At 30.7% G+C, this 12,644-nt stretch carries 11 protein-coding genes and 1 pseudogene; 7 read left to right on the forward strand and 5 right to left on the reverse strand.

The annotated features are described in order from the left end of the window. Positions 1 to 204: 204 nt before the first annotated feature. The 3 genes from JOP69_RS01015 to lon all read right to left on the reverse strand — a co-directional run bounded on the left by JOP69_RS01015 (position 205) and on the right by lon (position 6,662). Entirely contained in the window at positions 205 to 996 is a 792-nt protein-coding gene (locus tag JOP69_RS01015; RefSeq protein WP_203393707.1) for a sugar phosphate nucleotidyltransferase, read from the reverse strand. A gap of 373 nt (positions 997 to 1,369) precedes the next feature. Further along, the gene (locus tag JOP69_RS01020) at positions 1,370 to 4,000 is read right to left on the reverse strand and encodes a M1 family aminopeptidase (RefSeq protein WP_252191158.1); all 2,631 of its coding nucleotides are present in this window, start codon (positions 3,998 to 4,000) and stop codon (positions 1,370 to 1,372) included. A 208-nt stretch (positions 4,001 to 4,208) separates the two neighbouring features. Then, positions 4,209 to 6,662, reverse strand: coding sequence for an endopeptidase La (gene lon, locus JOP69_RS01025; RefSeq protein ID WP_203393708.1), 2,454 nt, complete (start codon positions 6,660 to 6,662; stop codon positions 4,209 to 4,211). Positions 6,663 to 6,905: 243 nt separating this feature from the next. On the opposite strand from lon, the gene JOP69_RS01030 reads away from it, so the two are divergent. Both JOP69_RS01030 and JOP69_RS18645 read left to right on the forward strand, forming a co-directional pair. Further along, positions 6,906 to 7,121, forward strand: coding sequence for a type II toxin-antitoxin system HigB family toxin (locus JOP69_RS01030; RefSeq protein ID WP_203393709.1), 216 nt, complete (start codon positions 6,906 to 6,908; stop codon positions 7,119 to 7,121). Further along, a pseudogene (locus JOP69_RS18645) lies at positions 7,112 to 7,210 on the forward strand (transcriptional regulator); the annotation flags it as partial. The gene JOP69_RS01030 and the pseudogene JOP69_RS18645, both read left to right, overlap by 10 nt. Position 7,211: 1 nt before the next feature. Here JOP69_RS18645 and JOP69_RS01035 read toward each other — a convergent pair. Continuing rightward, positions 7,212 to 7,871, reverse strand: a complete 660-nt coding sequence (locus JOP69_RS01035; RefSeq protein ID WP_203393710.1) for a class I SAM-dependent methyltransferase — start codon at positions 7,869 to 7,871, stop codon at positions 7,212 to 7,214. 142 nt (positions 7,872 to 8,013) lie between these two features. Between JOP69_RS01035 and JOP69_RS01040 the strand changes: the two genes are divergently transcribed. Genes JOP69_RS01040 through JOP69_RS01055 form a run of 4 tightly spaced genes read left to right on the forward strand, consistent with a single transcriptional unit; the run spans position 8,014 to position 10,912 of the window. Continuing rightward, a complete protein-coding gene (locus tag JOP69_RS01040) occupies positions 8,014 to 8,580 on the forward strand; it encodes an RNA polymerase sigma factor (RefSeq protein ID WP_203393711.1) in 567 nt (188 codons plus the stop codon). Further along, complete coding sequence (locus tag JOP69_RS01045) at positions 8,570 to 9,094, forward strand: hypothetical protein (protein WP_203393712.1); 525 nt, start codon at positions 8,570 to 8,572, stop codon at positions 9,092 to 9,094. Before JOP69_RS01040 ends, JOP69_RS01045 begins: the two co-directional genes overlap by 11 nt. Further along, positions 9,078 to 10,151 carry a hypothetical protein gene (locus JOP69_RS01050; RefSeq protein WP_203393713.1) on the forward strand — a complete coding sequence of 358 codons (1,074 nt, stop codon included), beginning with the start codon at positions 9,078 to 9,080 and terminating at the stop codon, positions 10,149 to 10,151. The genes JOP69_RS01045 and JOP69_RS01050 overlap by 17 nt, the downstream gene beginning before the upstream one ends. Positions 10,152 to 10,177: 26 nt before the next feature. Next, the gene (locus tag JOP69_RS01055) at positions 10,178 to 10,912 is read left to right on the forward strand and encodes a head GIN domain-containing protein (protein WP_203393714.1); all 735 of its coding nucleotides are present in this window, start codon (positions 10,178 to 10,180) and stop codon (positions 10,910 to 10,912) included. Here JOP69_RS01055 and JOP69_RS01060 read toward each other — a convergent pair whose 3' ends face one another. Further along, entirely contained in the window at positions 10,913 to 11,728 is an 816-nt protein-coding gene (locus tag JOP69_RS01060; RefSeq protein ID WP_203393715.1) for a DUF1853 family protein, read from the reverse strand. A 79-nt stretch (positions 11,729 to 11,807) separates the two neighbouring features. Between JOP69_RS01060 and JOP69_RS01065 the strand changes: the two genes are divergently transcribed. Then, a complete protein-coding gene (locus JOP69_RS01065) occupies positions 11,808 to 12,479 on the forward strand; it encodes a DUF2461 domain-containing protein (protein WP_203393716.1) in 672 nt (223 codons plus the stop codon). The last annotated feature ends 165 nt before the right edge of the window (positions 12,480 to 12,644 follow it).

Below are 12,644 nucleotides of genomic sequence, written 5' to 3' on the forward strand. Positions count from 1 at the left end.
AAGAAATTGCGAAGTTTACAAAAGAAATAAACTTCGCAATCATATATAGAATTTACATCCGTTTTTATGTTTTTCACTATAGTTAGCAAGTAGGTCTAGCCCTGATTGAAACGGCATCCTTTTTAGAGGTACGAAAAAAAGATATAGTCTTTCGACTTCGCTCAAGATAAATTTCAATCAGGAAAAAGCTTCTAAAAAGAATATTTAATATAAGGCGAATTCAATTTCTTTTTCGGTAACAGTAGGAAACAGTTTTTCAGCTTCTGCTAAATCTAGGATTGTGTCTACTTCGTACCATGGTTTTTCATCGAAAGAAACAGCTTCTAATTGCAATTTTTTCTCATCTACCAATACAGTAAAAACCGTTTCGTAATAAGAGTTTACGCTTCCTGCAGAAATATAGAGATTCAGTTTTTTAGTAATTTCTTGCCAAGATTCTAGTGAAAAACTATAAATATTTACGGTCTTATAACGTGTTTCTGTATATGTTTCTGTGGTGCCTTCTTGAAACTGTATCACCTTATTTTGATTGTTAATAGTTACGGTAGTTCCGTTAAGCCAAGGTTGCATTTTGGCAACGGCAATTCTATCTGGATACATCATATTGGTTAATAAAGAGGTATCTAAAACCAAGTCGCTTTCTATGAGAACAAAAGGTTCTTGGATGCTTTTACGAGCCATCCAAAGTGAATAAATATTATTGGTAGTTTTGTATAACGGACTGTGTACATACTCAATATTTAAACCATCTATTTGGTTGCCCAAAAAGTCTACAATACATTCTTGTTTGTAACCTGTTACAATTACTAGGCGCGTAAAACCTTGTGCTGTTAAATTGGTTACCAAACGCGCTAACATCGATTTTTCACTGACTAAAGTTAAACATTTTGGTGCGTCTTTTGTTATAGGAAAAAGGCGACTTCCCGTTCCGGCGGCAAGTAATAATGCAGTAGTGATTCTGTTTTTATTTGTATGTTTTTCTGAAGTAATGGTCATGTAATATTAATTTGGGGGCAGTATCAAAAAAAAACATAAAAGCATTCTTAAAAGCTTTTATGTTGCCTAAATTTAATGTTCTACTATATTTTTTGTGGATAATTTAAAGAATATTTATAAAGGTTATTAATGTAATAATTGACTTATAAATAAAGAGCTATAAAATCCATTTTCGGCAAATTTACTATGCTAAATTGGAACGAACTATAAAAATTTAACAAATTAAGAAAGAAAATAAAGTTTAGGAAAAGGTATAAAAAAAGCCTCTAATACTGAATGATTTTCAGTGTATTAGAGGCTTGTTTAAAGGGAGATTTATTGGTTTCCTTAAAATTTGTTATTCTTGCATTGCAGAAAATAAAAAAATAAATATTTATTTAAAATTAGAATCGGCAATGCCTTTATTAATCTTTATTTCTGTGATTTTCATTTCTATATTTTGTCCAAAATTATTAGAAGTTTGTGTAAATGGAATTTTAATTCCGTCTACTGTTTTGTAATCAGCGTATTCAGTAATTGAGTTACCTGTTTTTCCTAGCGCTTCGTGCTTGTATTTTAGTCCAGAAGTAACATTGTAATAATTTTTACTAACATCTCCATTTGGACTTGTTATTTTAACAACATACAATTGTTCTCCGTTGGTTACTTGCACTCCTAAAAGTTCCGTTTTATAACCTTTTTGAACATATTCTAATTCTGGAAAAATTACGACTTCTTTTAAAATTACTTGTTTTTGTTTTGTGTCTAGTGGCTGCACTACACCGTTACTCATTGCAGATACTTGGTCTCCGTTTACAACATATTTTACAAAAACTTGATTTGAAGCAGGAATAGAAATTGACATAAAATATTTATTAGAATCCTTTTTCATGGTTTCAATTTTAATTGCTGTTCCCTGAATATTGGTATTCATACTTGTAGCAATATCCTTCACATTCGCCAATTTATTTTGTCCGCCAATAGTTTGAATATAGTTGTTTATTACACTTTTAGCAGTAATTCCTGCAGGAGCATCTAACAGTACGGTTAAAGTGTTATTAGCAGGGTTTAAGTCTGGTACTTCGTGATTAGGATCTATTTCTACCGATATAATTTTAGTAGTAGACTCATAATTATACACATATTCTGGCCCAGTCATCCAAACTTCTACGGGTAATTTTACTGTTTTTGTGGTATTGTTTGCTTCAGTAATTTTTAAGGTTACTGGCATTGCCATTTTATTTTTATTTAAAAGAGTAATGAGTGCCCCGTTTTTAGGATCTCCTTTTACATATTTTACACCTTCTACAGCCTGATCTAGTTTCCAATTGTTCATAAACCAACCTTTCCAAAACCAAGTAAGATCTTCTCCTGCCGCACTATTCATGGTGTTAAAAAAGTCCCATGGAGTAGGATGTTTAAAAGCCCATCTTTTAATGTAGGTTTTAAAAGCATAATCAAAACGATCTTGCCCAAGCACTGTGTTTCTTAATATTTGTAAAGCTGTACTCGGTTTGTAATAGGCTTCTACACCCAAATTACCTTGATTATGAATTACATCTGGCACCGTAAAAACAGGATCTAATTGCTCGTTAAAAAGACGAATTCCCATACTTTGTAAATCTGCGGTATGATAATATTCTCCATTGTTAAATTCTTTGGTATCAACATCGTTAATAAAAGTATTAAAACCTTCATCCATCCAAGCAAATTTACGCTCATTAGAACCTACAACCATTGGAAACCAGTTATGACCAAATTCGTGATTAATTACGCCCCAAAGATTCTCTCCTTTGCTTTTATAATTACAGAATACAATTCCTGGATATTCCATTCCGCCTTCATGAGCGCCAACATTTGTAGCAACAGGATAGGTGTATGAAAACCATTTGTTAGAATACAATTCAATAGAATTTTTTATATATTCAGTAGATCTGCCATAACCATCTATTCCTGAGTTTTCTACAGGATAAAGAGATTGTGCTAAAGCTGTTTTTCCTTTTGGTAAATTAATTTTTGCAGCATCCCAAATAAAGGCATTAGAAGCTGCCCAAGAAATATCTCTACTTTGTTCAATTTTAAAGTGCCATGTTAACATGCCATTTTTATCTGCTTTGTGATGATCTGCCCTGTCTAACATTTGTTTTACAGATTGAATACTCACTGTTTTATCACTTTTTTGTGCTTTTTCTAATTGTTTTTGCTCGTATTGGGTTAATACTTCTTTCGGGTTTTGTAGCAATCCAGAACCTACTACAATCATATCTGCAGGAGCTGTAATTTCATAATCAAAATCTCCATAATCTAGGTAAAATTCACCGGTACCTAAATAGGGTAGGGTATTCCATCCATCTACTTCATCCATTACTTCCATTCTAGGGTACCATTGGGCTAAAGTATAAATCCAACCATTTTTTGTAAGTACTCTTCCCATACGGTCTTTTCCGTGCTCTGGAATATCAAAAGAATAATTGATGGTAATTTCCATATCTTTTCCTTTTGCTTTCAGGGTTTCTGGTAATCGGATTTGTAGACGAGAATCAGAGACTATATAATCTGCTTTCTGCTTACTGCCTCTGTCCATTTTAATAGCCACATTTTTTAATTCGTATCCATTTGTATACGTATGTACGCCGTTACGGTCATTTGCAGGGTATAATGCAGAACCACGAGATTCTTTTTTAAAGGTATTTTGATCTAATTGCAACCAAAGAAATTCTAGATTATAAGGGCTGTTATTAATATATTTAATAGTTACACTACCGTCTATTTTTTGGTGAATTGTATCTAACGTAGCTTTAATTTTATAATTTGCCCTATTTTGCCAATATTCTGATCCTGGGTTTCCTGTAGCACTATGAAAACCATTTACCTGGTCTGTCATAAAAAGAGGACTGAAGGCTTCGTACTTGTTAAAAGTTGATTTTTGTTCTTTGTTTAGTTGCGTATTTTCTTGGGCAACAACATGGTTTGTAAATCCACCAATTAGTAATAAAAAGGCAGAAAAATTCATCAAAAATTTCATAAGTTTATTTTTATTAAAGAATAGTAAACGAAGGTATAAAAAAGTGATTTCCAATTAATTTTTATCGTGTTAATAATATGCGAAAATTAGAAGGACTTTATAGGAAAAAGTAAAATTTAACGCAATAATTTTAATAGAAAAAGCCTTCTTAATACTGAATCTGTTTCAGTATTAAGAAGGCTTTTTCTACTTATTTAAGCTTTTTTAATTAGCCTAACTTCTTAGCATTCTTTACTTTTTGTTTTGTAAGCGCTAATTCTATTACTTCTTTCATTTCTGTTACATAATGAAAAGTCATGCCCTTTAAGTAGCTTTCTTTTATTTCTAAAATGTCTTTTTCATTTTCTTTACACAGAATTATTTCTTTAATATTTGCTCTTTTAGCCGCTAATATTTTTTCTTTAATTCCGCCAACAGGCAACACTTTTCCTCGTAAAGTAATTTCGCCAGTCATGGCTAATTTATTTTTAATTTTACGTTGTGTAAAAGAAGAAACCAAAGAGGTTAACATGGTTATACCTGCACTTGGTCCGTCTTTTGGAGTTGCACCTTCAGGTACGTGAATGTGTACATTGTATTTTTCTAAAACCTCTTGCTTAATACCTAATTCTTCTGCATTTGATTTAATGTATTGTAAAGCAATGGTAGCAGATTCTTTCATTACGGTTCCTAAATTACCTGTAATAGAAAGGTTTCCTTTTCCTTTAGATAAAATAGATTCTATAAATAAAATATCTCCACCTACGCTTGTCCAAGCTAAACCGGTAACTACACCAGCAACATCATTGTTCTCAAATTTATCTCTAAATCTTGGTGTTCCTAAAATATTTTCTATTTTTTCTGATGAAATAGCAATATCATATTCTTCTTCTAAAGCGATAGATTTTGCAGCGAATCGAACTACTTTGGCAATTTTCTTTTCTAAACCACGTACACCAGATTCACGTGTATAACCTTCTACAATTTGCTCTAATTGTTTTTTACCTAACTTTAAATGTGCAGTTGTTAAACCGTGTTCTTTTAATTGTTTTGGTAATAAATGTCTTTTGGCAATTTCTATTTTTTCTTCAATGGTATATCCAGAAACATTTATAATTTCCATTCTATCGCGCAATGCCCAAGGAATTTGACCTAAGTTATTTGCAGTTGCGATAAAAAGTACTTTAGATAAATCATAACCAACTTCTAAATAATTGTCGTAAAAAGATTCATTTTGTTCCGGATCTAAAACTTCTAACATGGCAGAAGAAGGATCTCCTTGATGGCTATTGCTTAGTTTGTCAATTTCATCTAAAACAAAAACGGGATTCGATGTTCCTGCTTTTTTAATATTCTGAATTAATCGCCCTGGCATAGCACCAATATAGGTCTTTCTGTGTCCTCTAATTTCTGCTTCATCACGCAAACCACCTAAAGACATACGGACATATTTACGACCTAATGCCTCTGCAACAGATTTTCCTAAAGAAGTTTTACCAACTCCTGGAGGTCCGTATAAACAGATAATTGGCGATTTCATATCTCCCCTTAACTTTAAAACGGCTAAGTGTTCTATAATTCTTTCTTTTACTTCTTCTAAACCAAAATGGTCTCTATTTAAAACTTTAGTTGCAAATTTTAAGTCGAATTTATCTTCAGAGTAGATGCCCCAAGGTAACTCTAGTAATAATTCTAAATAGCTTCTCTGAACACCATATTCCGCAGCTTGTGGGTTCATTCTTTTTAAGCGATTCAACTCTTTTTCAAAAGTTTCACCAACTTCTTTGCCCCATTTTTTAGTTTTAGCCTGCTTGCGCATTTCTTCTAACTCTTCGTCATTAGAAACACCACCTAATTCATCTTGAATGGTTTTTAACTGCTGATTTAAATAATACTCACGTTGTTGTTGGTCTAAATCTTCACGTGTTTTAGACTGAATATCATTACGTAATTTTAACTTCTGAAGCTCTTTATTTAGGTTTTTTAAAGCTAACAAGGCACGCTCTTTTAGATTATCTTTTTCTAAAATTACTTGTTTTTGAGCTACAGATAAATCCATGTTCGATGAAATAAAATTCACCAAAAACGAATCTGATTTTATGTTTTTAATTGCAAAAGAAGCTTCACTAGGTAACATTGGGTTTTCTTTAATTACCTCTAAAGCTTGTTCTTTAATAGATTCTATAATTGCTTCAAATTCTTTTTCATCATCAACACTTCTGTCTTCAATAGCTTCTTTTACCGTTGCTTTTAAATACGGTTTGTCTTGAACAATAGCATCAATTTCGAAACGTTTTTTACCTTGAATGATAACGGTTGTGTTACCATCTGGCATTTTTAAAACACGTAAAATTTGTGCAACAACACCAGTTGTATGGATGTCTTTTAAAGTTGGTTCTTCTTCGTCTTCATTTCTTTGTGCAACAACACCAATTACTTTATCGCCCTTGTTTGCGTCTTTTATTAATTGAATAGAAGCATCTCTACCGGCTGTAATAGGAATTACAACTCCCGGAAACAATACGGTGTTTCTTAAAGGTAAAATGGCTAAAATTTCTGGAACACTTTCCTTGTTAATAATCTCCTCATCTTCTGGAGTCATTAACGGTATTAATTCAGAATCTTCATTCAACATACTATGTAGCGACATATTGTCTAAATGCATTATTTTTGGTTTGCTCATGTGTTATATCTCTGTCATACTGACATTGATTTTTAAATAGTATAAAATCAATATCAATTTGTTGTTTTTAATTTATTGATAATCAAGAATGTAATAATTAATTTACTTGAAGTCTAATATATAAAAACAATTGTTGTGCCAAGGTTAAAATAGTTGAGATTCAATTTAGTGATAGGACAAATTTTTATTTAAAAAAATACCGTTTCGGGAACTTTGTTTGTATTTGCATAAATAAAATAGTGTGTGCGAGTTATTGCAAAACGACCTTTAAGAGATTTTTGGTTAAAACATTCAGATGCTGAACAGCAACTTACCGCATGGTACAGAGAAACCGAAAGATCTAACTGGGAATCTCTAAATGAATTAAAAAGAGAATACCCAAGTGCTAGTATTTTAAAAGATAATAGCGCAGTATTTAATATAAAAGAAAATAATTATCGGTTAATTATGAAGTTTTAAACAAAAAAAGAAAATTGAGTCTAGAAATGATTAGAGACTTAAACTTGAAATCACATATTCCTACTGAAGTTTTGGAGCAAGATTATTAACCTAAAAAATAGTATAAAGCGTGGTAACAATAATGCCCTTACCATCTTCTAAAGTATAAGTCAATAATTCTTTTTCTTCTTTAATTTTCAAATGAAAAGGAGTTGTTAATAAGTCAATTCCGCTTTGTTTTTTTATTCTTATTCCTTGTCCGGAAATAATATCTTTATTTGGAATAAAACTTCCTGCAGGAATGTGTTCTGTAAGAATTACATATTTATAATTTGCTAGTTTCTGTGTTACTCTTTGTACTTCTGTGTTTGATAAATGTTGTAAAACTTGTCTTAAAATAACACAGTCTGCTTTTGGTAAATCATCAACAGCAATATCTAAACATTCAAACTTTAAATTATCCGTTTTAAAGTTTTCTTGATTATATTTTATCAATTCTGATACAATATCTACAGCCACATAATTATCAGTATATTTTACAAAGTTTTTACCAATGTTAAAATCTCCACATCCCAAATCTAAAACTGTAATTGGATTTTTAAAAGAAGTTAAAAAAGAGCTAATAGTTTCTATATAAGGTGCTATTATTTCTGGTTGATGAGAGCCAGAGCCAGAATAAAACTCAGAATTATTACTTCCCCAGAGATTCATTTTATAAACCTGATCCATAGCATCTTTTGTTGGCCAAGGTTTCTTTGTTTTTTTATCCATAGAAATTTAAAAACATAATTATTTAGAATCAAATGTAACAACAAATATCATAAAAGGAATCTCTGTTAAAAAAAGAGTATTTTTATTTTTGAAAACTGTCACAAATTAAAAACAGTTTTGTCTCTATAATAGAAACGTTTTATTGGAAGCTAATCAACCACATATAACCAACCTTATAAAACGCTGCAAAAAGTCAGATAAAAATGCACAGTTAGATTTGTACAAAGGGTATTACCAAGCCATGTACAATACTGCATATCGTATTTTAAAAGATAATTTTGAAGCGGAAGATATTATGCAAGAAGCGTTTTTAACGGTTTTTACAAAGATGGATAGTTATAAGGGTGAAGTTACTTTTGGAGCGTGGTTAAAAAGAATAGTAATTAATAAAAGTTTAACGCAATTAAAGAAAAATAACAGGTATCAAGAAGTGAAAATGGACGTAATTCTTGATGATGAAGTTGAAGAAGAAACGATTGATTATACAGGTTTAAAAGTAAAAAATGTATTGAGTTGTTTGCAAAGTTTAAAAGAAAACTACCGTTTGGTGTTAACCTTACATTTAATAGAGGGGTATGATTATGAAGAAATTTCTCAGATTTTAGACTACTCGAACGAAAATGTGAGAACAACCGTTTCTAGAGCAAAAAAGAAATTAAAGCAAGTATTACTTGCAGAGAATAGTAAAGCACAAGCGTATGGAAGATAAATTAAATCAATTTTTTTCTGAAAATGAATTCGACTTTCAAGAACCACATGCTGGCCATTTAGAACGTTTTGAACATAAACTAAATAAGACGAAGACCAAGCCTAAAACTTCTTGGAAATGGTTATCCGTAGCTGCATCCGTAGTTTTAATATTTGGGTTTTGGTTGGGCAGCAGTCATCAAAAAAGACAATTAGATTTGGCAGATGTTTCTCCTAAAATGGAAGAAGTACAAAATTATTTTGTTTCGGCCATAAGACAAGAATTAAAGACCGTAGAGAAAAATAGAAGTTTAGAAACGGAAAGGATCATTGAAAATGCGTTAGTCCAATTAGAAAAATTAGAAGTGCAATATGCCGTTTTTATTAAAGATTTAAATAATAATGGCAAGCAAAGAAAAATTATTAGTGCAATGATTAGAAATTATCAACAACGTTTGGATGTTTTAGAGAATACACTAAAACAAATAGAACAGATTAAGAAACCTAATTTACTAAACGATGAAATCTATATATAAAATTACCTTATTGCTTCTTTTAATACCTCTATTGGCCAGTGCTAATAACGGTAAAAAGAGGCATGAAAAAAACAAGGTTATTAAAAAAGTTTTTGCTGTAAATGCGGATGCTAAAGTTGTACTTAATAATAAATATGGTAATTTAAATATTACTACTTGGGATAAAAATAGTGTGGAAATTGAAGTTACTATTACTATACAAGGTGATGATTTAGATGATGTTGAAGATAAACTTACGACTATAGGTGTTGCGTTTAACGCCAATTCTGAATTAGTAGAAGCTAGAACAATAATTGAAAATAAAAAAAGTACTTGGTCTTGGTGGAAGAAGAGTAACGCTATTAATTACAAAATTAATTATGTGGTAAAAATGCCAAAGTCTAATGCGGTAGATTTGAATAATGATTATGGTAATATTTATTTAGATAACTTAGAGGGTAAAGCAGTTATTAGTTGCGATTATGGTAAGATTTCTATTGGAAATTTGTCTTCAAAAGATAATGATATCAGGTTAAATTACGCTACAAGTTCTAGTATTCATTATATGAAAGATGGTGAGGTAAATATTGATTATTCAAAACTAAACATAGAAAATTCAGAGAGCGTTAGAGTGGTTGCCGATTATTCAAATATAAAATTAGAAAAGGCTCTAAGAGTAGATTTTAATTGTGATTATGGTTCTCTTTCTATTGATGAGGTAGAGAGTGTAAAAGGAAATTCTGACTATGTAAGTATGCATTTTGGTACGGTAAAGAAACACTTATTTATAGAAACGGATTATGGATCTTTAACTGTTAAAAACTTAGCTAAAGGTTTCGAAAACGTAGATATTGATGCTGAATATGCTGGGGTAAGAATAGGGGTAGATCCCAATGCTGTTTTCGAATTTGAGATCGATTTACAATATGCCGGTTTTAGTAGGAGTGATGAGAATATAACATTTTATAAAAGTATTTCTAAGGCTACCGAAAAATATTATGAAGGTAAATTTGGAAAAGGAAAAACCAATTCCAAACTTAAAATTAAGTCTCAGTACGGAGGTGTTAATATAAAATAAAGATAAATCAACCAAAAACAAATAAGATGAACAAAAAAATAATTTTAACCAGTTTAATTTTAACAATCACCTTTGCGGTAAATGCACAAAGTTGGTTCGGAAATAGTAGTAGGGTAAAAGGAAACGGAAATGTGGTTACTATAACAAGAACCACTTCTAATTTTAACGGTATTTCTGCCGGTGGATCTTTTGATGTAATTCTTGTAAAAGGAAAAGAAGGTGAAATAACAATACAAGGAGAAGAGAACATAATTCCACTAATAGAAACAGAAGTTTCTGATGATATTTTAAAAATTAAGTATAAGAATAACACCAATATCAGTACCACAAAAAGAGTGGTTGTTACCGTTTCTTATGAGCAAATAGAAAGTGTTGCTTTGGGTGGTTCTGGTAATATATCAAGTGCTTCTTTAATAAAAGAGAACCATTTTAAAGTAAGTATCGGTGGCTCTGGAAGTATTACTATTAAAGTGGATGCAGACAGTGTAAATGCTTCAGTTGGAGGTTCTGGAAATATAAATATAGAAGGGAAGTCTAACGAATTAACATGCTCAATTGCCGGTTCTGGAAGTATTAAGGCTTATGGTTTGCAAACGAATGAAGTATACGCTAATGTTGCCGGTTCTGGAAGTATTAAAACAACGGTAAAGTCTAAAATTAAAGCAAAATTAGTGGGCTCTGGTAGTGTCTATTATAAAGGAAATCCTACAGATGTTAAAAGTAAATCCGTTGGTTCTGGAGATATTATAAATAAAAATTAGCTACCACCAAACTAAAAATATTTTTAAAATCTCGCCATTTTGCTTTTTCATCCAGCAAAGTGGTGAGAATTTTCTTTGATAATATTCCTTAACAATAAGGTGGATTTCTTCAAAATTTAACCAGGCTACATTTTTATGAGGAATCACAATCCAGTCTTTTTTATTTGGGATAAAAAACTTGCAATTTTTAAACTTTTCTAATTCGTTTTTGTTGATGTAAAAACCAGCAATACAATTTGGATTAAATACTGTTAACTGATGTTCTTTATTAGAAAAAGGAACAAATAATTGCCCTTTAAAATAGACTTGTTGTTTTATATCTGATACATTTAAATGGATGGATTTCAAATAATTGTTGCATTCATTAGAGTAGAGAAGAGGCAATTGTTTGTCTTTTAATTTATCTAATTTTTCAACAAGAGAATCTTTTCTATTCGGACCAATAAAATGTTCAATTTCAGATTTACCAACTGAAGCATCATATAAATAGAATTTGTAAATAACTTCTAAATGAATAGGTTTTTTATCTTGTAGAAGAATACAATCCAATTCACCTAAAGTAATTTTTTCTCGTTGAATTTGGATGTTTTCACAAATAATAGAAATCGATTCTTCTTGTTTTAGTTGATAAGAAACAAAACGTTCTATGTATTTTCCTAAACGCAGTTTTTCATTGATGTCTATATCAATTTTTGATGATTTTGGTTCAATTATAAATTGGTGTAAGCCATAAATAGTATTGCCATTCCACAAACAAGGAGTTTGTAAAAAGCCCTCATATCTTTTCTGAATGTCTTTTGTTTTTTGATGTGTCATTATTTCTTCAAATTTACGGTTTTATAATTTCCATTTATAGAATAATTTGTACATTGAAAACCTAAATAATAAGATCAAAATGCAATTCGAAAAATCGAGCTTTCAGTTTTTAAAAGATTTACAAGAAAATAATAATAGAGAATGGTTTACAGAGCACAAACCTACTTTTGTAAAGCATCAAAAAAATCTAAAAGAATTATTTTTAGAAATACAATCGGATTTAGAAAAACATGATGAAATTGATAAAATGAAAATTTATCGTATTTATAGAGATGTTCGTTTTTCTAAAGATAAAACACCTTACAATCCAAGATTTGCTGTTTCTTTCTCTAGATTAGGAAAACAACTACGCGGTGGTTATTTTTTACAAATTAAACCAGGAGAAACTTTATTAGGCGGTGGTTTTTGGCTACCAGAAAAAGATGATTTGTACCGATTAAGAAAAGAAATAGAACAGGATGCATTTGAATTTCGTGAAATTTTAGAAGATAAGAAATTTGTAAAATACTTTGGTGGGAAATTTAGCGGAGATGAATTAAAATCTGCTCCAAGAGGTTTTGATAAAGAACATAAAGACATCGATTTATTACGTAAAAAAGGTTTTGTAGCTACTAGAAATTTTACAGATGCAGAAGTATTAGCGCCTAATTTTTTAGAAGAAGTAGACAAAAGTTTTAAGGCATTACGTCCGTTTTTTAATTTGTTTAGTGATGTTTTAACAACAAATTTAAATGGGGAGAGTATTGTTTAAGAGTTGAGTTTGGGCGAGTTATTTCGCAGAGATTCACAGAGATTCACAGAGATTCGCGGAGGTTTTATTTTTGTTTAAAGTTTAAAGAACGAATGTCATTTCGAAATGAGCCTTTTTAGGCGATTGAGAAATCTCATAGCCTCTATAATTAAGATTCCTCTTCCT

It is taken from the genome of Polaribacter sp. Q13 (assembly GCF_016858305.2).
Taxonomy (GTDB): domain Bacteria; phylum Bacteroidota; class Bacteroidia; order Flavobacteriales; family Flavobacteriaceae; genus Polaribacter.